The organism is Sphaerospermopsis sp. LEGE 08334 (assembly GCF_015207205.1).
Classification (GTDB): Bacteria; Cyanobacteriota; Cyanobacteriia; order Cyanobacteriales; family Nostocaceae; genus Sphaerospermopsis.
In genome coordinates this window covers 1-21,995 of record NZ_JADEXH010000002.1, presented here as the reverse complement: position 1 = coordinate 21,995, position 21,995 = coordinate 1, and the positions used below count along the sequence as shown (strand labels likewise).

Here is a 21,995-nt window from a genome sequence, read left to right as displayed (position 1 = left end):
CCTACTGTTTTGCATAAGTCCTATTTGATCAGCAAATGACAAATATTTGCATTTTAGATAATTAACAATAATTGCACTGATAAATACAAAAAACGACAGATAGGTAACTCAGGTGTGGTTTTACCTATCTGCCAATTTTTTATTTTCAGTTCTAATCTACTCTACTAAATTTTGCATCTATGTAAATGCAGAAGTTTAAGATGAGGTTAAATTTAGTTTGTGGTTCTTTGAACAAAACCTAATGTTAAACTATCCTTAGCTAAGAAATGTGCTAAATGATAAGCTCTTTCTTCTGTCTTTAGCAGGATTTGTTCATAGAGATATCTTGTCCCCCGATCTCCCAAACTCTCAGCCTGAGAGGCTAAACGGCGAATTAAGCTAATCATTGCTTGTTCTGCTACGAGGTCATTTTCTATCATCTTCCGGGAAGAAAATGTACCATCTGCTTCTGGTTCAAAGCAGCACATTTCAGCCAGTTTGCTAAAAGAAGCTACGGGAACACCACCCAAACCATTTAAACGTTCACCAATTTCATGGATGTGATCTTGAACTTCCTCGTAGCTGTCTTTAAAAAACTCATGCAGTGAATAAAATTCTGCACCTTCAACTACAAAATGATGTTTCTGGTACTGTAGGTAAAGTGCTTGAAAACTAGCTAATGCAATATTGAATCCTTCAATTACTGGTTCGGTGACACTGCGATCTAGTAATACAGGGTTGTCATATACTTGACCAAAATTTTGAATCAAAGTTTGAGTATCAGACATGGTTCTCCTCGCTTTGTAGCAGTTGTTTTTTTTCAACTGCCGATTTTTTTATATCTTAACATTAAAAAATGTTAAAGCCAGTCTATTAAATATGACAGAATTTCTAATTTTTATCGCTGCAAGTATTCATTTTCCTTTTATGTCTGGTTTTAACTATTAATTTCATCTCTTTTTGTTTGCCAATATCCTTGACTTTATTTACACATTGTGTATAACTACTTTGGGGTGTGGTGGTTCAAATTTTATGAAAATATTTTTCAAATTTAATGACAATAATTTGCACTTACGCTATTCTGGTTGATAAGGATCAAGTCCAATAAACTCCCAGTCACAGGGGGTTATTCTGTTCTATTTACTGCTATTTTGTTGCACTTTGAGGGTAATTCACTTGAAATTCTCTAATTCACATAATTCACAATTAGGAATAAAGCACGTTATTGATGTGAGTTGGACTGATCGTTGGCAAGTTTATCAACGCTTAAATGAATTAGATATTTCTTGTCATTGTCAGAGTAACCAACCATTGCAGGTAGAAATTACTAACCCGCAAATAGCTATCCAAGTTTGGAGTGTCGTGAGACAAGTTAAAGCTTCTCGTCAAGATTTAATTTGTCATTTAAAAGACTGTTTGCGGTTACGTTATCAAGCATTGTAATTTTGCATAGTTACCTGTTTTCCTTGATGTCCTTTGTAGTTAGTTAATCTTGGGTGAACGAAAGATGAGTATCTATACTGGTGTAGAAGTATCGGAATTTTGCCTTGAAGGTAGATTTTTAGATTTTGTCATTAAAGATGGTTATAAGTTGAAAGGTTTATTATTAGCGACTTCTGAGGGTGAATGTTATGTAAAATTAGCCAAGCATTTACGGGTAGCTTTTGATTTGCGTTTACCCCGTGGAACTTGGTTACAGGTGGTAGGTACTAAAAAGTATGACGCTAAAAAAGAGGAAGTCACGCTAAAGGCTGAACGGGTAATGGCTGGGCGTTCTGAAGTAGAAATAATTGCGCCTAATTTAAATATGGAAAGAGTGTCTTTAGCACCGGAAACGAGTAAACCCAAAACAGCGAAAAAGCAAACTATATTAATGTGTCAAAAATCTGATTGTATGAAACGCGGTGGTAAAGCGTTGTGTCAAGTGTTGGAATCTGAGTTGAGCGATCGCGGTTTACAGGATACAGTTAACATTAAAGGTACTGGTTGCATGAAAAATTGTAAGGCTGGACCTAATTTAGTCATGCCAGATAAAACCCGGTATACTAAAGTTCAACCTTCACAAGTTGCTATTTTGGTAGATAAGCATTTTGGTGAGGATGCGGAAATTAAATCTCCGCAGTTTATGGAAGTTTAATTGTTTGTTTAAATCAGGATTTACAGGATTTCAGGATTTACAGGATGTTTGATTTTCTCTCATTTTCTCTCATTGATGATTTGTGGGTTTTAATTATCTTGTCTAAAAGAAGGGACAATTATTTAACAATTAGTTGATATTATGCTGATTTCTCTGAAAAGAAAGAAAATACATTTAAAAAAAGGGTTCTACCGTACTTGTTATGCTAAATTACCAGTCTGAAAGAGGGAACTCTTAACAGGGAACAGGGAACAGGGTAAAGAGGCAATTTTTGTAAAAATATCCAATATCTGTAGCTTATGTCTTATGTATATTAAGCCTTCCGCAGTTTTTTGAGATTGATTTTGCATACTATGTACTGAAGAACCAAAAAAAGATGATATAATCAGATTATTAAATCAGAAAATAATAGTATTCAAATAACATCCTGTAAATCCTCAAATCCTGGACATCCTGATTCAGACAAAAAAATTTTGAATTTTGACTTCCCAAAGGGTGTCCTGATTCAGACAATCTAAAAATTTGCCAAACAGAAGGAATTTGAAAAAATAGGAATTAAACTTTAGATTATTTTTTAACTCAACAATAGATAAAATAAAAAAATTATGAATGTCAAGTTGCATCCCCATGCACAAGCAAGATTAATTGAACGTGGTGCAACAGAGGAAGAAGTTATTGCTACAGTTGAAGGTGGTGTAACTTTTACAGCCCAATATGATAGAACTGGATTTAGACGTAGTTTCCCTTTTAATGCTGAATGGAATGGTAAATTTTATGCTATGAAGAAAGTAGAAGTAATTGCTGTTCAAGAAGGGGAAGACTGGTTAGTAATTACTGTTATCGTTAAATATTTTTAAAGGTACAAGAGCCATGAAAATTTCCTACGATCCCAGATATAATATAGCATACATCTATCTTAAAGAGAAAACTGGACAGGTAGAAACAATTCAAGTAAGTGAACAAATGAATGTAGATATTGCCCCAGATGGTACAATTTATGGTATTGAACTCCTCAATGCTAATCAACAATTAGGAACTTATGAACAAGGTAAATTGATTTTAGTTAATGAAGCATTAGGAGAATCTACAGAAATTAAGTTATTAATTTAATTTAACTACATCCTTAAATCCTCAAAATCCTCACTCTCACAAATTACTCACCCTTCAACTTCAAAGCTTCAGTAGTTGACATTCCCTCACTTTGCAAACCAAAATAAGATATAGCCGCAGCAGCTTCTCCACGAGTTACAGCTTTTTTCGGTTGAAAAAGAGTAGTATATCCAAAAACTCTCCTAATATTTGATTGTTCTGCATTTTGAAAGTCAGCTAAAATTGCTCTTAATGCTTTAGGATCAATTTTTTCTGTATCTTGAAAACCCCAAGTTTGTTTAACAGCTTCCAAATTAGCATTCGGTAAAGCTTGACGAGTATCTAAAGGAACTTTCCACAGTAATAAATTTTCCCTAGTTAAAGGTGTATCAGGACGAAATAAAACTGCGGTTGCATCTCCAGATAATGTACTAGGAATTAATCCCGCTTCTGCTAATCCTTGAATAGCGGGAAAATCAGGATCATTGGGTAAAACATCTCTAAAAGCTGGTTGTGTAGTTGTGGATGCTAAACGGATTTTTTTGGCACTATTATTAGCGTAAATGACATTATTTGCAGTTACTAACCAGCGTGCAAATTCTCTGCGAGTGATGATTTTATCAGGTTCAAATTGTTGATTATTTGTAGTGTTTAAATTGCTATTACTTGTACTTGGATTTGCAGCAATTGACAAAACACCCAATTTACCTAAATCTTCAATTTGTTTTCTCCATTCCGGTGGTACTTTATTTAAATCAGTAAATTCTTGAGGTTGTGAATTTTCGATTTCTGGATTTTCTGTATTTGTTGGTTTTTTAGCAACATCAATCCCTGGTGAAACAGTTCCAATAAATGGCGTTTTTTCGGGTTGAGAATTTGTCACGGAATTTGTAGCAATATTATTACTATTATTAGATGTATATTCAATTGTTAATTCTGTAGCTGTTTGTGGTTGATTTGGTGCTGGGTTTGTAACGGTTTTTGGTTTAATTGCTACTTTCAACAATAAATCATTCCGCTTAACTTCAAAAGTTCCTTCTGTATCATCTTTTGGTTGTTGTAAAATTTGCCAATTCTGATTTTTAAACTCACTGCTGTAAAAGCTGGCAATCATATTACTAGGATCTGCACTTTGCCAACGAGTTACAATTATATTTTTAGGTTGATTTTCAGGTTGATTTTCTGAATTATTTGAATTATCTGAATTATTATTTGCAGGTTTAATTTCTGCTAACTTAGCATTGGGATAAATAGGAATTTCTTGAGGAAAATCAGCAGGTAATTCAATTTTAGGTGCAGTTGATATTTCTTGATTCTTGTTTTCACCAAAAACCCCAGTATTTGTTTGCAGTCTGGGATCTGCTGCTAAAGACTGTTCTAAATTTTTGGCAGTAGGACCATTAGCACAGGCTGTTAAAGTAGAAAGTAAAACAGCCATACTCAAAAAGATAGCAGGACGTTTATAAAACACCACAGTAAATCACAAATATATATTTATTATCAATTTCTACATTAGCATTTTAGGGAACAGGTGACAGGTGACAGGTGACAGGTGACAGGTGACAGGTGACAGGTGACAGGTGACAGGTGACAGTAAATAATTAATTACCCATTACCAATTACCGATCGCCAATCACATATCTTTCTAAATCATCTATTTTCGGTGCGGGTAACTGGTTGAGAACTCGCCAAAGAATAGTGTAGCTGCCATCAGGACGGCGACGCACGGCACGAAAGGCTATGATAGTATCACTACTAGGCACTTCTGTTAATTGTTGCCTGATACGGCTATTTTCGCGGCGTACGGGTTGACGTTCTGAGATGATTTCTGGGAGTTGAAATTGGAGCGATCGCACTAAATAAGTTTTATTTACTTCCGCTTTAGCACCACTCAAATAAATTTGCGACTGTTGCCAATTTTGATTTTTACCTGTAATAAACCGCCTTCTATCTACCTGTAAGGCTTTTAACTCTCTCGGTGGTTGGTAGTTGAGAAAAAAGTCCCGCGTTGATAGATCAAGAGTTTGTAGTCTACCATCCAATTTTTCTAAAGGTACATCACCTATATTAACGATAAAACCATAATCTATTCCTTGAGGGAATAACTGGAAGTTATCGTCAATCATTTTCAGTGCTAAACTAGGAGTAAAATCTCCCTTACCCTCACCCACAGAGGGAAAAGGATAACGCTCAATAACACTTGGTTGTAATCGATTTTGGAAGGTATTCGGCCGACGACGGTAGGCTGAATCATGTAACACTCGAAAAATGCCCGTGTTAGGCAATTGCAAAAACTGAGCGTAGATTTGTTTTTCTTGGGAATCAATGTCGTAAGCAAAACGGTCTAGTGTCGCTGCGTCTTCCTGTGGATTGATAAATTTGATGTTGTCAGGAAATCTTTTTTGGGCTGCTTGCAAGATTTGATTGGCAGTTCTAAGAGTGGTGATAGCTTCCTCTGGTGGTGCGATCGCGGGCTGGATAGGCGGTTTATAGTTAGCTATAGCTGTTTTTGCCGGGCTGCCAACCACTGGTAATGGGGAAGAAGTTAAATTTGGTTCTTTACGAATAAAAGGTGTTGCTGGTTTACTAAGATCAGGACGCTGTACTGGTGCAATGGAAATTACCGGATCTGACTGTCTTTCTCCAGAAACCAAGGGTAACTTTCTCACCAAACCTAACTCACCTCGTCGAGACAACAGCCGATCTGTAACTGGGGATAATTTTAACAATTCCTGGTTGGAAGCATACAAATAGCAGTAAATTTGTAATTGAGAATCAGTTAACTGCACAGTTAAATCAGACTGTTGAGACAACTCTCCTTTTGCGGTACACAAAGTTTTCGGACTTGGGTACTGACGTTTGAGAAAAGTTTCTACAGAATGGGTATAAACAGTTAATTGCCCCCTCACGGATCTCATTCTGTTGGGGTCTGAACTGCTCAGTGCTTGCTCAAGTCGAGCAATTAAATAAATCTGCTGTTGTACTAGCTGCATAGCTTTGGTATAAAATATATTTTCTCCTTCTACTGAATCAACACTCTGACTCAGGTCTAACTGAGACTTATATTCCAGAGCTAAGGCAAAACTGGGAGTAAAACCCAGCGTCAAAGACAGTGAAAGTCCCACAAAGATTTTTCTCATGTCAAAAATGCCAATCTGATGGGTGTATGAAAAATCTAAAATAGATATTAAATTGGAAGAAAACAACGACCATCGACAACCGTCAGTTTATTTTACTTTCTGTAAAGCGTCGCCAGGTTGTTACCAGTGCTGAAACAAGATTACATGCAAGTTTCCCAGGATCAGCCTATCTATTCTGAGGCTCCACTCCAACTGTTGCTTTTTGTCGATGGACGACCAAAGTCCCGACAACAGGTACAGCGCATACGCTCTTATTTAAGAGAATTAGAAACAGAGTATAGTTTTGAACTACAAATTATTGATGTCGGGCAACAACCGTATTTAGCGGAACATTTTAAATTAGTAGCAACGCCCGCTTTAATCAAAATCCATCCAGAACCTCAACAGACTCTGGCGGGAAGCAATATTATAACCCAATTAAAAAACTGGTGGCCTCGCTGGCAAGTTGCTGTAGACGCTTTCTTAAAGTTACAGGAAGACTTACAAGAACTCAAAGATGAGAATGTGCGGGCAACATTACCCACATCTACCATACATTCTGTTGCTGTTTCTGCGGAGTTGATCAAGCTTTCAGATGAAATTTTTAACTTGAAGCAGGAAAAAGAGAAACTGCAAGAACAGTTACAATTTAAAGACCGGGTAATGGCAATGTTAGCCCATGACCTCCGTAATCCTTTAACTGCTGCTGCTATAGCTATAGAAACGCTTCAAAATAACTACAATTCTGAAAAGGGAGCATTTCACCGTTTAAAACCAGCTATGGCTGAACATTTGTTAAAACAAGCCCGTAATCAAACACGAATCATTGACCGGATGATAGCTGACTTGTTACAAGTGGGAAGGGGAAATGATAAAGAATTTAACATTATACCACAAAAAGTAGAATTAGGAAAACTTAGTTATGAAGTATTGGAAGAATTACGCGATCGCTATATTAGCAAATCTCAAAAAATAGAAACAGATATCCCCAAAGATTTACCTTATATATATGCCGATCCTGAGCGTATCCGTCAAGTTTTAGTAAATTTATTGGATAATGCTATTAAATATACACCCGAAGGAGGCATGATTAGTTTAGCCGGACTACACCGCACCACCCAAAAAGTACAGTTTAGTATTGGTGATACGGGTCCTGGTATTCCCCCAGAAAACCGCGATCGCATCTTTGAAAATCATTTCCGTCTGCAACGAGATGAAGGAACAGATGGTTATGGCATTGGTCTGGCTTTATGTCAACGTATTATTAGAGCGCACTATGGTCAAATTTGGGTAGATGCAAATCCTCATGGTGGTGCATGGTTTCATTTTACTTTACCAGTTTATCCATCTTAATTAGTCAGGAGTCAGGAGTCACTCGATTTTGGATTGACGATTTTGGATTTTGGATTGACAATTTTTCCGTCCTGAATAACCTAGACCTGTACCAAATTTTTTTAATCTAAAATCTAAAATCTAAAATCTAAAATTCCCAGTCAGGAGTCAGGAGTCAGGATTTTTATTTCCCAATTACCAATTACCAATCACCAATTACCAATTACCAATTACCAATTACCAATTACCAATTACCTAAAAAATGCCACATCCATTAATGTATGAACAGGATAACTTTGTTGTTCTCGAAACTAACCAGGAAGAACAATTTTTGACGAAATTAGAATTATTAGAAAAGCTGGAAAATACTTTAAAAAAACTGGCTTTTGATGACTTAACCCCTGATATACAGAAATTTGATTCTGTCACAGAACAAGCACAATATTTAATTGATACCAGTTGTGAATTAGATGTAGGACCAGGAAAATATTTACAGTGGTATGCTGTGAGATTAGAAAAGTGACTGGTGACTGGGAAAGAAAATTTTAGATTTTAGATTTTAGATTTTAGATTGGAATTGACAAAAACAATCCAAAATCCAAAATCCAAAATCCAAAATTGAATCACCCATTACCCATTAATTTTGAGTAGTAATTAACTCTAGTTCAATTCTATCTTCATCAGGTTGTGTAATTTTCACATCAACATTAGGCGCAAAATATTTTGTCATTTTCTCATGTTTTTGTAGCCAAATATCAAGAGGAATAAAAGGCGAATCAAATTCTAAAATCAAGGAATAAGCACCGTTAACTTCTATTTCTCTTAAACCAATCACTACTGGACGTTCTTCATCGTTAGGACTCAAACCTAAGTAAATCAACGCCCGGTCTAAATGAGCTTCTTGTCCGTAGCAAAATCTAGTGATGTCAGTGCGGATTTTATTTTGAGTTACAGTAGCTTGTTGTTTTCTGAGTGCTAATACTGATTCTGTGGTAGGTTGGCTAAAGGGTATGGGCTTGAGTTCATTAGCTTTGAGTGCTAAACCTCCCAGCAATAAAGGAAAACCATAAAAAAAGCCCACCAAGTTGAGAGTCGCGTTATCAGCAGCATAAGCGACGAAACCGACAATGGTTAATATGCTACCCAAGGTTAAACCGAGTGTTCCCAAAGAAATTTTGCCCAGCATGATTTGAAATGTTGATCATTTCTTAACATCTTACCCAGATCCACGACTTCTTTGAGAAGTCAGGGATCTATTCTTGATTGATCAGCTTTAGCCGATTTTGCGTTAAGTTTAATGAAGAACAGGTAAAATAGGAATAAAACAATGGATCTACAAACACTTAAAGAACGAATTGCCAAAGTTCAAAGTAAACGTGAATACCTGCTGAGTCTTCTGGAACAACCAAATTTAGGCACTTTGAGAGTTGATGTAAATCAAGCTTTAGAAGAATTAGATGATTTAATTGATGAATTTAGACGCAATATTCCCGAATCAGAAACTAATTAATCTAAAATAAGCAAAATCAAAATATACGTCGGCAACCGTAATTTTCCGGTACAGCCGACGATCTTGATTTTCCTAAAAAAATCTTTCCTAATCCATAACTGAATTGTTGATAGCACGCTGGCCTAGTTGTCTAACCAAAGCGATGAGTTCTGTTGTGGGTACATCTTTTTTACAAACTTCATCAAAACTTGGCATTGCCTTTGTTTGTTGCAAGTGTGCATCATCTATTGATGAATAAGCCAGGATTTGAGTATTTGGAGATATGGATTTAATATAACCGGAAGCACGCCAACCATCCATAACTGGCATATGTAAATCTAGCACAATTACGTCAGGGTGGGAACTTTTGACCATTTCTATAGCTTCTTGACCATTACTAGCTAAACCTACAACTTGCATATTCTCTTGAGCAGAAAAAGCGAACTGTAGGGTTAAACGAGTTAGTTCATGATCATCAACCAATAGAACGCGCAAGGAAAAAGACTCACAGGACAACATTACCATTCCCGGAAACTGAAAATTATATACAAGAGTATTTATAGTGTATGGGAGTAAGTGCCTGTCTTAACTCTATCCTACGGATGAATAACGGGTGTTTGTGTATAAAGAAATGATGAAGTTAAGAAGGAGGAGTCAGGAGTCAGGAGTCAGGAGTTTTTTATTTTGGATTTTGGATTTTGGATTTTGGATTGTTTTTGTCAACTCCAAGCTAAAGTCTAAAATCTAAAATCTAAAATCTAAAATTTTTCTTCCCTGTTCCCTGTTCCCTTTTTATGTGGTATGTGTAGAACGCAAAGCCATAGACATGAGAATTTTTTGAGAATTACCTTCAGGACAATCTTCACAGGGTCGTCTTTGGATATAAGTACCATCAGGTTGTAAATCCCAAGCTTGACGATTATCTGCTAACATAATGCCCAGAATTTCTTGCAAATCTTTAGCAATTTCTGGATCTCTAATAGGTGTGATCACTTCGACTCGACGATCTAAATTACGACGCATCCAGTCAGCACTGCCGATATATATTTCTTCTTGATTATTGTTGTAGAAGTAAAAAATGCGGGAGTGTTCTAAAAAGCGACCGATAATGCTGATAATGCGAATATTTTCACTGAGGTCTTTGAGTCCAGGACGCAAACAGCATATACCCCGGACTATCAGATCAATTTGTACGCCAGCACGGGAAGCATTGTAGAGGGCAGTAATAATTTCCGGATCGACGAGGGAATTCATTTTAGCAACAATGCGCCCGGAAAATCCATTTTGGACATTTTCCATTTCTCGGTTAATTAGTTCGAGAAAGCGATCGCGCATATTTACAGGTGCAACTAATATTTCTCGATAGGTTTTTTGGCGAGAATATCCAGTTAAAAAGTTAAACACATCTGTTAAATCAGCGCCCAATTCTTCCCGACAACTTAATAACCCCAAATCTGTATATAGTCTTGCTGTTTTTGGGTTATAGTTTCCCGTTCCAATATGTACATAACGACGCATCCGGTCTTTTTCTCGGCGCACTACCATAACAATTTTGCTATGGGTTTTTAGACCGACTAAACCATAAACAACATGAACACCAACTCTTTCTAAACGTCTAGCCCAGTAAATATTATTTTCCTCATCAAACCGGGCTTTTAATTCTACTAATACAGAAACTTGTTTACCATTTTCTGCGGCGGCAATTAAAGCATTAACTATGGGTGAATCTCCGGAAGTCCGGTAAAGAGTCATTTTGATAGCTAATACTTGAGGGTCCCAGGCAGCATGGGTAATAAAACGCTCCACTGTGCCGGAAAATGATTGATAGGGATGATGTACCAGTAAGTCTTTTTCCCGAATTACAGCAAAAAAATCTTTTCCTTCTTCTACGTCTAATACATCTGGGTCTATACTGGGTTCTCTGAGGCGCTGTAAGCGAGAAGGAACAACGGACTGACGTGGAGGATCTTTAAGTTCTGGCAATGGTAAAGCCATAAAATACATTAAGTCTCGCAGTCCCAATAAACCATCTACTGCATAAATGTCATTTTCATTTAATTCCAAATCTTGCAATAACCGAGAACGTAAAACTTCTGGTGTTTGGGATTGAATTTCTAGGCGAACTGGAGTTCCACCCATGCGACGTTTACGCAGTTCTTGTTCAATAGCTAATAATAAATCATCGGCTTCGTCTTCTTCGAGTTCTAGATCAGCATCCCGTGTAATGCGGAAAGGGTGATATTCCTGAATATTCATCCCTGGAAACAGGTATTCTAGATTGTGAGCGATCGCCTGTTCCAAAGGTACACCGATCCAATGAACCTGTTTTCCGTTGTTTTCAATTCCTAATTCTGATGGTAAAGGTATAAATCTTGGTAAAACATTAGGAACTTTAACTCTGGCAAAAAATTCTTCTTCTGTTTCTGGGTTTTTCACCACCACAGCTAAATTTAAGCTGAGATTAGAAATGTAGGGAAAAGGATGACTAGGATCAACAGCTAAAGGAGTCAGTACGGGAAAAATTTGTTCTTTAAAGTAATTATCTAAATAACTCCGCTGTGTGTCATTCATTTCTATATATTTCAGAATATGAATACCATGATTTGCCAACAGCGGTTGTAGAACCTGCTCAAATTGTTCATTGTGTTTTTTTACCAACGGACTCAGGTGCAATCTAATTTCATCTAGTTGTTGTTGGGGTGTGCGTCCATCAGGAGTTAAGGAGTTTACTTTAGCGTCTACCTGTTGCTTTAAGGCTGCAACTCGCACCATAAAGAACTCATCTAAGTTAGAACTAAAAATAGCCAAAAATTTCAACCGTTCCAGTAGTGGAGTCCGATCATCACAAGCTTCATGTAATACTCTACTATTAAATTGTAACCAGCTTAACTCGCGGTTGATATAGTATTTTGGATCATTCAGATTAATGCTAGGGGCAGTCTTTTTAGATTTTGGCATAATTAATTATGGGCTAGTAGATGTCACGCAGAAGGCAAGAGGTAAAAGGCAAGAGGTAAGAAGCAGCTATGCTGGAGGCAGGAGGCAGGAGGCAAGAGGTAATAGTTAATAGTTAATAGTTAATAGTTGGTAGTTAATTAATCTAATTAATATATTAATTTTTGGTTAAGAGATATTTAAAAATGAGGAAAGATAAAAGTTGTAAGTTGGATGAAAAAACTTTTAACTTTTATTTTCCCTATTCCCTATTCCCCTTTCCCTAGTGTAATGTTTCAAGCCACTCGTCGCCGTCTTGCTCTTTGGTACACTGCTGTTACTGCTATCTTACTACTCTTGTTTGCCACTGGGGTGTATTTATATGTCCGCAGCACTCTAATTGAAAGAATTGATGATACCCTAAATCATGTGGTGGAAGTGGTAGAGCGTTCTTTAGTCATTGAACTTGTTAACTTCCCACTTGATAAACTCCGCGTCAATGTAGAAGCGAGTTTTCGTAATAATGCTGATACAGCGGAAGATGATCATATTGACCTAGAATGGTTTAGCCCCACTGGTGAATTACGGTGGTCAACTTTTTCCGAACCTTTAAATATTCCTATTCATGGTAATACGGGTGAAACTGTGCGTGTGGTGGGGATGGGGGGATGGGGAGACTCAGAACTGTTATTGCGACAAGTTACCCATCGGGTAGAGGTGGGAAGACAGGTTTTAGGTTATCTGCGCGTGAGTCATCCTTGGTTTGAAGTGACTAAACCCAGTCGTCAGCTAATTTTTGATTTGGGTTTGGGTACTGGGTTGATGGTGCTTTCGGTAGCTGCTAGTGGTTGGTTTTTATCTGGTAAAGCGATGGAACCAGTGGGGGAGTCTTACCAACGTCTCAAGCAGTTTACCGCTGATGCTTCCCATGAACTCAGAAGTCCGATCGCTTTAATTCAAACTAATGTACAAGTGGCGTTGGCTGATTTAGACTTAGAATCTAGTAGTATTTCTCATTATCGTCAACAGTTAAAATTAGTAGAAAGATTAACTCAGCGGTTGGGTAGGTTGGTGAATGATTTATTATTTCTTGCACGACAAGATAGTGGTATTGGTGCAGTTTTATTTTCACCTTGTCCTGTGGATGCTTTGTTAATAGAAGTAGTGGAAGAACAACAACTTTTAGCTACAAACAAGGAAATTTCTCTAACTTTGAATTTAGTTGATCCGCCAGGGGAAATTGAGCCAGAATTACAGGAAAATTGGTTTACTGTGATGGGTAACTGGGATGAACTGGTCAGGTTATTTACAAATTTAATTGGTAATGCTTTGCAATATACTCCAACTACAGGAAAGGTACAGGTGGAGTTAGGAAGAGTTGCGGGAATGCGTTATGGTTTTACTGGTTTACAAATTAAAATCTGTGATACGGGAATTGGTATTCCTAGTGAGTCTTTACCAAGATTATTTGATAGATTTTATCGTGTAGATCCAGCGCGTTCTCATCAAAGTCGGGAAAGTATGACGGGTTCAGGTTTGGGTTTAGCGATCGCTCAAGCTATTGTGGAACATCATCAAGGACAAATTCAAGTTGAAAGTGTTGTTGGTAAAGGTACTACTTTTATTGTCACTTTACCCATCTCTCTGGAGTATTAAATTTAAGAATTTAGGAGTCAGGAGTTCAAGGAGTCAGGAGTTAGATGCAATATTGATGTCTAGTTTATGCAATCTTGATGCAACATTTGTTTCTTGTGATAGATGAAGAACGCTAGTTGCCTAATTTAATATGATTTTGTAATGACAATCAAGATTATGTAAATCTGATTAATAGCACATTAATAGCATAGGCAGCGCAGACGAATTAATCAGACCAATTAATCTGCGTGTAACCAAACTCATGCCCATAATTAAAATTTCTTTTCTTTGAAAAATACTTATTTCACTTATTTCCATAAGTGCCATAAAATCATTGATTTTGATTTTAGCGACTTTGGTTTTAAATGCCTATTACCTATTACTATTGATTTCCAATTGGTTAAATATAGAACATGGGAGGATTTATATGCCAATTACTATCAGAGAAGATGTTACTTACAATTTACTCAAAAAAATCAATACAACTGGTCAGGGAATGCACGAAGTTCATTTTAATCAAGATGATTTTCCTGGACATAAAATAACTATCACTGAATTTTTGGGACATTTAGATTATTTAAATCAAAAGCATTATATCCATGCTGAGTTTACAGGTAATGCTTACGCAACTCAAGAAGATGTTCCTGATTTAATTCATCCCCAGGAATTTGATTTGCGAATTCCTAATACTCTGGGCGCAACGGATGGACTATTACCACATTTGATTACTTTTAAAAAAGCAGAAATGACGGAAAAAGGACAAAAGCTATTAGAGAAATTAGAAGAGAATAAATCAAAAGTATCAAATGAAAAACCAGGAGTTGCTATTGCTGATAAAAATCTACCTTTTTTAGAAAAGGTGATGGTTAAAAGTGGAGTGACAGATATTTTTGATGCAAGAGATTTAACAGAAGTTGTATTTCGGGTAATGCGGGATTTAATGAATACGGAAACTGCTGACAGAGTAGAAGCAGAACTGCATGAACCAGCAGAAATAACTAAAGATAAATCCCTGCAATTAGAAATTGCTGATTTATGGCATGATACAAATCCAATTGTGGCATTTTTAAGCCGCATACGTCCACCTTTACAACCGATAGGAATCTTTAAAGGAATTGATAGCGATCGCTTTTTATTTCGAGTTGCAAATGAAGGTGGAATGCCACCAAATGTAGAAGTAGAACAAGTAATTAAAGCTGTTTTTTCTGCCACAAAAGACGAATTATCACCAGAAATCATCCAAGAAATTTCCATCTGGTTGCCTGATAAAATTCGCCAACTTTGGGAAGAAGGTTAAGAAGGTGACAGGGAACAGGTGACAGGTGACAGTGGAAGAGAGAAGAGGGGATGTCAATAATGGACAATTGACAATGACCTCTCCCTGAAAGGAAGAGGATTGAAAAAGCGGATTTTTTTTGGTTTTTTCCCCTTCAAAGGGGAGGTTTTAAACCGTATGGCTATAGCTTGCGTGACGACGTAGGAGTCATACGCCACGCTACGCTATCGGCTGACGCTCACGGCGGAAGCCTTGAATGAAACAATTATCAATTGATAAATCCAAAATCTAAAATCTAAAATCTAAAATCAAATTACAGGAGTAAGAGGAATGAATTTTGCCAAAAATAATCAATTAATTGGGACTATTTGCGGTGGTTTACTGATTGGTTTATCAGTTATTCCTCAAGTTGGAATAGCACAACAAATGTCACCAAAACCGACTTCTAAAGTGAATCCTTGTCCGGGTATTTTCTACGAAGAACCACATAATTCTAGGGTATTAGTTCCCGCAGGATGTCCTCCTAATGCTTTAACTCTCAGACTCATGCAACTAGGAATAATACCAATTCCTGTTATCCCATTACCTGATCAAAGAGGTTTAGGTGTTGGAGGTGAAGCACCATCACCACTTAATCCCAATCCTAGTATTTTTAATGAACCGCCTTATAATCTTTACCAGCGGGGGTTTATACCAGGAAGTGATACGCAACAACTACCAACTCCTCCAATTTCCGGTAGGGTGCTACAACCACCAGCACCAGAACAAAGACAAGAACCCAGTACCAAAATTGATTTAGCAAATGGTAAAGCAAATATCCAGTTAATTAATGATACAAGGGCAGATATAACGTATCAAGTAATTGGTGATACAGAACCACGTACATTAGTAGGTAAATCAGATGTCACCCTTCGCGGTTTAAGCACACCTGTAACGGTGACATTTCAACGGGAAGATGGGGGACTTTTGATGGTGACACCTAAACCTGGTGAAGAAACAGGAATTTTAGAAGTGATATTAAAAGAAACAACAGATGTCAACCAAGATAGAAGTGCAATGAGAATTCAATCAAATGGATCAGTATTTTTGAATTAGTTATTAATTATTAGTCATTAGAAAACAGTTACATCGGTAGAAAAAGATTGTTTTTCTCCTGACTCCTTATAAATTACCGTCCTTTTAATTCGTTGAGAATGTTCATCAGTTTTGCTTCTAGTTTGATGTCGTCTAATTTTCGTGCTAGTGAAAGTGCTTGCTGATAAAAATTACGTGCTTTGGCATAATCCTGCATTTTTTCATAAAGTTCACCAGAGGATACTAAAGATTTTAATTCTTCTCTGGGATTATTTAAAAATTGAGCGATCGCAAATCTTTGTTCTAGCAACTCCAAAGCCCGTTTATAACGACCAACAGCAGTATGAGCCGTGACTAAACCATCAATTGCTCGTAATTCGTCAGGACGGACAAAATTGATTTTTGCTAACCGCATGGCTGTGCCATAACTGGCGATGGTATTTTCATAATCTCCTGCGAAAAGATAGGCATCACCTAAATTATTCAGGGTGTTAATTTCACCAATTACATCTCCTGTTTTGCGACGAAAAATTAAAGCAGTTTCCGCTAATTTAATTGCTCTGTTATAATCTCCTAATCTTGTGTATACAAGACTTAAATTACTGAGTGAAAGTCCTTGTCCTTCAATATTTTCGAGATTACGAGCCATAACAAGTGCATCTTGAATAGTTTGTCCTGCGGTTTTTGGTTCGCCTTTTTGCAGAAACAAAGTACCAAGATTATTAAGTGCAAAAATCTGATTGTGAAAATCCTGATTATCACGAGCTATACCCAAACGGCGACGGATAGCATCTTCAGCACCTTTGAGATTACCTAATTGCAGATAAGCACCAGCGAGTAAATCATAAGTTACTCCCTGGGCTTTCATATCACCAAGAGAGTGATATATTTCTAATGCCTGTAATCCCGATTCAATAGTTTTTTCCACAGAACCAGAAGCATATTGTTGTTGACCTAAACGCAGTAATCTATCAGCTTTTTCTCGAATAGGTTTAACATTTAAGGATCTGCCAATAGGATGATTTAAAGGACTATGAAGTTGTTTGGTAATCTCAATAGCCTTTGCCTGTTGAGGAATGAGAACAGAAATAGATAATAAAGCTAATAAAGCGTAAATATTCCCATGTTTCCATTGACTAATTTGTTGTAAAAACAGGGAAGGCTTAAAGTTGCCAAGGCTATGCCATGATAAAAAATGCTGTTGTTCCATAAAACTTAACCGTGAAATTTCGGCTGTAAATAGTTTGTAAATAAAATGATTCAAAAAAAAAGTTTGATTTTTATAGCTGTAGGCAGAATATTTAGGACATCAATTGATCATGAAATTCTGACTACAATAGGATCTCACTCCTGACTTCTGACTGCTGATATAATTCCTGCTATAATTGCAAAATAGCTGCTGTTGCATTGATCCCTAAGTTAAGCTTAAACAATATCTTCACCTAAGTAAATAGCACGAAGATCAGCTGGTAATTTGTCTTCTAGCATACGATAACCTTCTTGAAGCAAATTGGCTACTTCTTGAGGAGAAATTTTTTCACCTTCAGCTTGTAAGTAAGCAGAAATGCGAGTTTCACTCCAATGGAAAGTTTGCGCCATTAAGACAATCAAGCGCAATAATGGCGGTACTTGATCTAATGCCTGTTCTATATAACACCATAAAGGTGGCGAAGTGTCTTTAAGTGAATAATGAATAGCCTCCGTTGGTGGTAGTTTAATTTCATTAATGCAAAAAGCTGTAATGTTGATTAACCAGTTTTGCAAAGTTAATACTTTTTCCCCTGTTTCTGGGTTAGTTAAATATAGTCCACCGAGTTCATAATATATATGTCGCCAAGTCAGCGCAAATAGATAATCTGCCTGGACAGGCGATCGCGCCGAATGTTGAATCAAAGTATAGACTATAGGGCTATAACGGCAAAAAATAGCAGTAAAGTATTTGCCATGATCAGGATAGCGCCTCAACAAAGTCAGTAATTCTTGATCACTGTGATGAAACAGCGACTTCACCAGCGGATGGTTAGCTTCAGGAAAGGATGGTATTTGCACAAGCGTTTTAGTAAATGGTTGTTAAAAGATACACAGTCAATGTTAGTAAACAGTAATGGGTAATGGGTAATTGGTAATTGGTAATTGGTAAGAACTCTTAACTGTCACCTGTTCCCTGTTCCCTGTTCCCTGTTCCTGAGATAAACTAAAAAAATGGCCGTATGCTAGTCTTTATTGACGATACTAAAAGCCGCTCCTTTATACAATCTTCATTTATTCATGGTTATAGCAGCTAATTTGATACCTATCTTGCATAGTTCCTTGACTTTAGCTTCTTTCTTACCTTCCCTGCCTTTGGATAGCCTTTTCTCTACCCAAGGCATTATGATTATGCTGTTGGCGGCCTATGCTGGTGCAATGTGGATGTTTCTTACCAGCGCCCCCAAAGTTTATACTGTGATGGTGTCAGACTTGGAAATTGCCCGACAACTGTATGAAGGTTTGCTAGATTTGCCCGCAGCAGAAGTACCTTTGCACTATTACTACAACTACGAACAAACTATTGGTGCAACGGGGATTGATCCGCTTTATATGTCTTCTAGTCCCAGTTGGTCTAATAAAACCATGACTAATGGCAGTGATGGACTATGGTATCAATTAAAGAAAAATACTCAACTGCACATTATTACTGGTGCGAGTTTAGGAACTAAAAATCAACAGCGTCATGTTTGTTTTGACCATGACTGTTTGGAGTTGATTTTAATGCGGGTGGAAGTGCGGGGTTTAAAGTTTAAAATTCGCAATCAAAAACCTTTGAATTTTTTGGTGAAGGACTATGAAGGCCGTGTGATTGAAATGGCTGAAGTTACTGGTTAGTTAGGGTTTGCTGATTCAATAAATATAGGACTTACGCAAGATTGGACTAAAAACCTGATTTTTGCGGTAATTCATGAATTACCCCTACTTTCGTTATTTTTTGCGTAAGTCCTGAAATAAAAGAAGTCGGGGAACTGCTGAATAAGGGGTATCTAAATATTTTACTTTACTAAATTCAAGGGAATTGCTATAAACTTATTGACGACGGTCAAGTAAAGCATGATGGGAAAAAATTCCCTGCAATTTCAAATTAGTAAAATCCATAATTGCATTAATTAAATCCCTTTGCTCTGAGCTTAAATTAACCGCTTTTATTGCTTCGTTAAAGTTACTACCATGATGTAAATGATAGGCAAGTTGTTTCTGTTGTTCAACATCTAAAACTACCAAAATTTCCTTGTTGCGTCTTTGACGGACAGCTTGCAGTTTTTGACGTTCCTGGGGAGTTAAATCATTTTCGGAAATATTAATAGTATGTTGAGTATTTTCGCTAAATGCAGTGAAAATGACTTGAGATGAACTAGATGAACTATCAGCGGAAGCTATGGTAATTTCTGGTAATAACAAAGCTAAAAAAACAACAAGCACTAATGCTAATAACCGTTTTGTCAATTGAATATTCATGTTGAGAAAAACCTAAATCACATTTAAGACTGGAGAATAAGTCATACCCTCACAATTTTCCTACGTTTAGGGACAGAGATTGAAAACCCGGTGAAATTTTACCAATTACCTATATTTTTTCTCTATGACTAAATTCAGAAATTGATAATAAAGAAATATATATAAGAGGTATTAGAATTACATTCTTTTATATTTCCCAACTTGACGCTATCATCAAAGTCATTATCAAAAGTCATGATCAGAGGTGATAGTCATGAGTGAACAGGTATTAGAAAAAACCGCAATCAACAATAACCTTACTGAAGAAAGAGAAATTGATTTAGAGACTGCTTTCCGGGAATCTCAAGTACAAGACATTCTTGATAAATTAGATCAGGAATTAGTCGGTTTAAATTCCGTCAAAAACAAGATTAAAGAAATGGCGGCCTTATTGTTGGTTGACCGTATTCGTAAAAGTCTGGGTTTAGATGCAGGTGCGCCTAGTTTACACATGACATTTTTGGGCAATCCAGGCATGGGTAAAACTACTGTAGCTATGCGGATGGCGGAAATTCTCTATCGTTTAGAATACATCCGCAAAGAAAGCGTAATTTTAGTAACAAGAGATGATTTAGTTGGGCAAGGTATTGGACAAACCGCACCCAAAACCAGAGAAGTGTTAAATAATGCAATGGGTGGTGTTTTGTTAGTTGATGAAGCTTATACTTTATATCGTCCTGATCATCCCGGAGATTTCGGTTTAGAAGCCATTGAAATTTTGATGCAGGTAATGGAAAATCAGCGAGATGATTTAGTTGTCATTCTTGCTGGTTATAAAACTCAAATGGAGCATTTTTTCCATAGTAATCCAGGAATGAATTCCCGGATTGGGTTACACATTGAGTTTAATGATTATAGTGTTGATAATTTGATGATTATCGCTCAATCTATAGTCAAAAATCAGAACTATTGTTTTAGTGAAGATGCAGAAACAGCTTTCCGTGAATATTTAATTAGACGGAAGAATATGCCCCATTTTGCTAATGCTCGTAGTGTGAGAAATGCTATAGATAGGGCGCGTTTGCGTCAAGCTAATCGTTTATTAAGTAGTGGCAAAAAATTAAATAAACAAGATTTAATTACCATTGAAGCGGCTGATATTCTCGCTAGTCGGGTATTTAGAGAAGGTGTTCCCGACTGTGAACCAGAAAGTTAGTGACTGGGGACTGGGGAAGAAAATTTTAGATTTTAGATTTTAGATTTTAGATTGGAGTTCATGAAATACAATCCAAAATCCAAAATCCAAAATCCAAAATTTTATTACCAATCACCCATCACCCATCACCCATCACCCATCACCCATCACCCATCACCCATCACCTATTCTCACTTTCTCATTTTGTCAATTTCTTGTTGTAATTCTTCAATTTGTTTTCTTAATTTTTCTGCTTCATCTTCAGGTGTTTCAACTTTAACATTTACTGCACCTTCTGATGGGGTTTGTTGATAGTTACCTTGCTTAATTTGCTGATATTCTTCTGATCCTGCCCAAGTGCGTAAATAATGCACTCTATCTACAGGGAAAGGATGACTCATCATCATTCCTTGAGCGCCATTATACATGAGAAATTTATATACTTGATTGAGTCTATTATCATCTAGTGTTTGATATTTTTCTGACTGCTGAATAAATTCTTGTAAACTACATTCATGGGCATATTTATTACTACCGCCTGATATTTTCATCATGGTTGAGATGACTGTATTGAGGTCATCCATGACTAATAATGCGGCGCGATCTGCGGATAATTCGGCTTTACGTCGCCATTCAAAAAAGGCAAAAATTAAAGCTTGAGTGACTAAATTTCCGAAACCAAAGGTTAATTCGCCAATGGTAGAAGCGGCGCTCATTGCCCACATCGCCATTTGAATTAAAATAGTATGACCACATTTAATATGCCCCAGTTCATGGGCTAATACTGTCCTAATTTCGGCTTCATTGAGTAAGTCGAGTATACCAGTGTTAACTACTATGTAAGGATTTTCTTGCCCTAGTGCGTAGCTGTTGGCTTGGGGGTCTTGTGAAATAAATAGTGCTGGTTCTGGGTAAATATCCAGATCCCGTACACATTCGCGAAACATCTGGTAAATAGTGGAATATTGGCGTGGTCCAACTTGGATATTATTGCCCATTAAATAAATTAATTGCGGACGTTCATAGACAAATTCCACAAATTTACGAGCGATTAAATCAAAGCCCGGTAAACTGCGTAAAGCTTCCTCTGCTTGGCGATCTAGTGGATGTCTGAAGGCTTCGCTGGAAATTCCTTTGTAAGTTGGCATAATGTAAAGATGTTAGTGAATGGTGATTGGGGAGTGGTGATTGGGGAGTGGTGATTGGGGAGTGGTGATTGGGGAGTGGTGATTGGGGACTGGGGAAGAAGCAGGGGAGCTTTCTAGCAG

At 37.0% G+C, this 21,995-nt stretch carries 22 protein-coding genes; 12 read left to right on the top strand and 10 right to left on the bottom strand.

The genetic code is table 11. From position 1 onward, the window contains the following. Window positions 1-212 precede the first annotated feature (212 nt). Window positions 213-767 (bottom strand): Dps family protein, encoded by a 555-nt coding sequence (locus IQ237_RS01225; RefSeq protein WP_194051468.1) that lies wholly within the window; start codon window positions 765-767, stop codon window positions 213-215. A gap of 388 nt (window positions 768-1,155) precedes the next feature. Between IQ237_RS01225 and IQ237_RS01220 the strand changes: the two genes are divergently transcribed. The 4 genes from IQ237_RS01220 to IQ237_RS01205 all read left to right on the top strand — a co-directional run bounded on the left by IQ237_RS01220 (window position 1,156) and on the right by IQ237_RS01205 (window position 3,226). After that, entirely contained in the window at window positions 1,156-1,422 is a 267-nt protein-coding gene (locus IQ237_RS01220) for an Asr1405/Asl0597 family protein (RefSeq protein ID WP_194051466.1), read from the top strand. Between the two features lie 64 nt (window positions 1,423-1,486). Further along, a complete protein-coding gene (locus IQ237_RS01215; protein WP_194051464.1) occupies window positions 1,487-2,116 on the top strand; it encodes a (2Fe-2S) ferredoxin domain-containing protein in 630 nt (209 codons plus the stop codon). A 605-nt stretch (window positions 2,117-2,721) separates the two neighbouring features. Further along, window positions 2,722-2,973 carry a DUF4258 domain-containing protein gene (locus IQ237_RS01210; RefSeq protein ID WP_194051462.1) on the top strand — a complete coding sequence of 84 codons (252 nt, stop codon included), beginning with the start codon at window positions 2,722-2,724 and terminating at the stop codon, window positions 2,971-2,973. A 13-nt stretch (window positions 2,974-2,986) separates the two neighbouring features. Continuing rightward, on the top strand, window positions 2,987-3,226 hold the full coding sequence (locus IQ237_RS01205; protein ID WP_194051460.1) for a DUF2283 domain-containing protein: 240 nt from the start codon (window positions 2,987-2,989) through the stop codon (window positions 3,224-3,226). A 43-nt stretch (window positions 3,227-3,269) separates the two neighbouring features. Here the strand turns inward: IQ237_RS01205 and IQ237_RS01200 are convergent, their stop codons facing one another. After that, complete coding sequence (locus IQ237_RS01200) at window positions 3,270-4,679, bottom strand: S-layer homology domain-containing protein (protein WP_194051458.1); 1,410 nt, start codon at window positions 4,677-4,679, stop codon at window positions 3,270-3,272. A 145-nt stretch (window positions 4,680-4,824) separates the two neighbouring features. Further along, a complete protein-coding gene (locus IQ237_RS01195) occupies window positions 4,825-6,345 on the bottom strand; it encodes a hypothetical protein (RefSeq protein ID WP_194051456.1) in 1,521 nt (506 codons plus the stop codon). Window positions 6,346-6,471: 126 nt separating this feature from the next. Between IQ237_RS01195 and IQ237_RS01190 the strand changes: the two genes are divergently transcribed. Further along, the gene (locus tag IQ237_RS01190) at window positions 6,472-7,677 is read left to right on the top strand and encodes a histidine kinase (RefSeq protein ID WP_194051454.1); all 1,206 of its coding nucleotides are present in this window, start codon (window positions 6,472-6,474) and stop codon (window positions 7,675-7,677) included. A gap of 241 nt (window positions 7,678-7,918) precedes the next feature. Continuing rightward, window positions 7,919-8,179, top strand: coding sequence for a chlororespiratory reduction protein 7 (locus tag IQ237_RS01185; RefSeq protein WP_194051452.1), 261 nt, complete (start codon window positions 7,919-7,921; stop codon window positions 8,177-8,179). 114 nt (window positions 8,180-8,293) lie between these two features. On the opposite strand, the gene IQ237_RS01180 is transcribed toward IQ237_RS01185, so the two are convergent. Beyond that, window positions 8,294-8,842 carry a DUF2854 domain-containing protein gene (locus tag IQ237_RS01180; RefSeq protein ID WP_194051450.1) on the bottom strand — a complete coding sequence of 183 codons (549 nt, stop codon included), beginning with the start codon at window positions 8,840-8,842 and terminating at the stop codon, window positions 8,294-8,296. 141 nt (window positions 8,843-8,983) lie between these two features. Between IQ237_RS01180 and IQ237_RS01175 the strand changes: the two genes are divergently transcribed. Then, entirely contained in the window at window positions 8,984-9,166 is a 183-nt protein-coding gene (locus tag IQ237_RS01175; protein WP_194051448.1) for a hypothetical protein, read from the top strand. Between the two features lie 87 nt (window positions 9,167-9,253). On the opposite strand, the gene IQ237_RS01170 is transcribed toward IQ237_RS01175, so the two are convergent. Together IQ237_RS01170 and ppk1 are read right to left on the bottom strand one after the other, a co-directional pair. After that, the gene (locus IQ237_RS01170; RefSeq protein WP_194051446.1) at window positions 9,254-9,664 is read right to left on the bottom strand and encodes a response regulator transcription factor; all 411 of its coding nucleotides are present in this window, start codon (window positions 9,662-9,664) and stop codon (window positions 9,254-9,256) included. Between the two features lie 273 nt (window positions 9,665-9,937). Next, complete coding sequence (gene ppk1 / locus IQ237_RS01165; protein WP_194051444.1) at window positions 9,938-12,103, bottom strand: polyphosphate kinase 1; 2,166 nt, start codon at window positions 12,101-12,103, stop codon at window positions 9,938-9,940. Between the two features lie 267 nt (window positions 12,104-12,370). Between ppk1 and IQ237_RS01160 the strand changes: the two genes are divergently transcribed. The 3 genes from IQ237_RS01160 to IQ237_RS01150 all read left to right on the top strand — a co-directional run bounded on the left by IQ237_RS01160 (window position 12,371) and on the right by IQ237_RS01150 (window position 16,085). Further along, on the top strand, window positions 12,371-13,735 hold the full coding sequence (locus IQ237_RS01160) for a cell wall metabolism sensor histidine kinase WalK (RefSeq protein WP_194051841.1): 1,365 nt from the start codon (window positions 12,371-12,373) through the stop codon (window positions 13,733-13,735). A gap of 805 nt (window positions 13,736-14,540) precedes the next feature. Continuing rightward, on the top strand, window positions 14,541-15,011 hold the full coding sequence (locus IQ237_RS26835; protein WP_375539893.1) for a DUF2267 domain-containing protein: 471 nt from the start codon (window positions 14,541-14,543) through the stop codon (window positions 15,009-15,011). 309 nt (window positions 15,012-15,320) lie between these two features. Continuing rightward, entirely contained in the window at window positions 15,321-16,085 is a 765-nt protein-coding gene (locus tag IQ237_RS01150; protein ID WP_194051440.1) for a hypothetical protein, read from the top strand. 73 nt (window positions 16,086-16,158) lie between these two features. Here the strand turns inward: IQ237_RS01150 and IQ237_RS01145 are convergent, their stop codons facing one another. Then, window positions 16,159-17,274, bottom strand: coding sequence for a lipopolysaccharide assembly protein LapB (locus IQ237_RS01145; RefSeq protein WP_194051839.1), 1,116 nt, complete (start codon window positions 17,272-17,274; stop codon window positions 16,159-16,161). A gap of 215 nt (window positions 17,275-17,489) precedes the next feature. Beyond that, window positions 17,490-18,113: a sigma-70 family RNA polymerase sigma factor gene (locus tag IQ237_RS01140; RefSeq protein ID WP_194051438.1), complete on the bottom strand. Its 624-nt coding sequence runs from the start codon at window positions 18,111-18,113 to the stop codon at window positions 17,490-17,492. A 219-nt stretch (window positions 18,114-18,332) separates the two neighbouring features. Between IQ237_RS01140 and IQ237_RS01135 the strand changes: the two genes are divergently transcribed. Further along, window positions 18,333-18,929: a glyoxalase-like domain protein gene (locus IQ237_RS01135; RefSeq protein WP_193943924.1), complete on the top strand. Its 597-nt coding sequence runs from the start codon at window positions 18,333-18,335 to the stop codon at window positions 18,927-18,929. Window positions 18,930-19,124: 195 nt separating this feature from the next. Here the strand turns inward: IQ237_RS01135 and IQ237_RS01130 are convergent, their stop codons facing one another. Beyond that, complete coding sequence (locus IQ237_RS01130; RefSeq protein WP_194051436.1) at window positions 19,125-19,553, bottom strand: hypothetical protein; 429 nt, start codon at window positions 19,551-19,553, stop codon at window positions 19,125-19,127. Between the two features lie 253 nt (window positions 19,554-19,806). Between IQ237_RS01130 and IQ237_RS01125 the strand changes: the two genes are divergently transcribed. Then, window positions 19,807-20,748 carry an AAA family ATPase gene (locus tag IQ237_RS01125; RefSeq protein ID WP_194051434.1) on the top strand — a complete coding sequence of 314 codons (942 nt, stop codon included), beginning with the start codon at window positions 19,807-19,809 and terminating at the stop codon, window positions 20,746-20,748. A gap of 170 nt (window positions 20,749-20,918) precedes the next feature. On the opposite strand, the gene IQ237_RS01120 is transcribed toward IQ237_RS01125, so the two are convergent. After that, window positions 20,919-21,875, bottom strand: a complete 957-nt coding sequence (locus IQ237_RS01120; protein ID WP_194051432.1) for a M48 family metallopeptidase — start codon at window positions 21,873-21,875, stop codon at window positions 20,919-20,921. Window positions 21,876-21,995 lie beyond the last annotated feature (120 nt).

Bases quoted from the DNA above. Each gene is read 5' to 3' on its own strand.
- IQ237_RS01170 (WP_194051446.1), bottom strand. From the start codon at position 9,664: ATGTTGTCCTGTGAGTCTTTTTCCTTGCGCGTTCTATTGGTTGATGAT.
- IQ237_RS01150 (WP_194051440.1), top strand. From the start codon at position 15,321: ATGAATTTTGCCAAAAATAATCAATTAATTGGGACTATTTGCGGTGGT.
- IQ237_RS01185 (WP_194051452.1), top strand. From the start codon at position 7,919: ATGCCACATCCATTAATGTATGAACAGGATAACTTTGTTGTTCTCGAA.
- IQ237_RS01205 (WP_194051460.1), top strand. From the start codon at position 2,987: ATGAAAATTTCCTACGATCCCAGATATAATATAGCATACATCTATCTT.
- IQ237_RS01180 (WP_194051450.1), bottom strand. From the start codon at position 8,842: ATGCTGGGCAAAATTTCTTTGGGAACACTCGGTTTAACCTTGGGTAGC.
- IQ237_RS01120 (WP_194051432.1), bottom strand. From the start codon at position 21,875: ATGCCAACTTACAAAGGAATTTCCAGCGAAGCCTTCAGACATCCACTA.
- ppk1 (WP_194051444.1), bottom strand. From the start codon at position 12,103: ATGCCAAAATCTAAAAAGACTGCCCCTAGCATTAATCTGAATGATCCA.
- IQ237_RS01145 (WP_194051839.1), bottom strand. From the start codon at position 17,274: ATGGAACAACAGCATTTTTTATCATGGCATAGCCTTGGCAACTTTAAG.
- IQ237_RS01175 (WP_194051448.1), top strand. From the start codon at position 8,984: ATGGATCTACAAACACTTAAAGAACGAATTGCCAAAGTTCAAAGTAAA.
- IQ237_RS01135 (WP_193943924.1), top strand. From the start codon at position 18,333: ATGGTTATAGCAGCTAATTTGATACCTATCTTGCATAGTTCCTTGACT.
- IQ237_RS01195 (WP_194051456.1), bottom strand. From the start codon at position 6,345: ATGAGAAAAATCTTTGTGGGACTTTCACTGTCTTTGACGCTGGGTTTT.
- IQ237_RS01225 (WP_194051468.1), bottom strand. From the start codon at position 767: ATGTCTGATACTCAAACTTTGATTCAAAATTTTGGTCAAGTATATGAC.
- IQ237_RS01125 (WP_194051434.1), top strand. From the start codon at position 19,807: ATGAGTGAACAGGTATTAGAAAAAACCGCAATCAACAATAACCTTACT.
- IQ237_RS01130 (WP_194051436.1), bottom strand. From the start codon at position 19,553: ATGAATATTCAATTGACAAAACGGTTATTAGCATTAGTGCTTGTTGTT.
- IQ237_RS01215 (WP_194051464.1), top strand. From the start codon at position 1,487: ATGAGTATCTATACTGGTGTAGAAGTATCGGAATTTTGCCTTGAAGGT.
- IQ237_RS01210 (WP_194051462.1), top strand. From the start codon at position 2,722: ATGAATGTCAAGTTGCATCCCCATGCACAAGCAAGATTAATTGAACGT.
- IQ237_RS01160 (WP_194051841.1), top strand. From the start codon at position 12,371: ATGTTTCAAGCCACTCGTCGCCGTCTTGCTCTTTGGTACACTGCTGTT.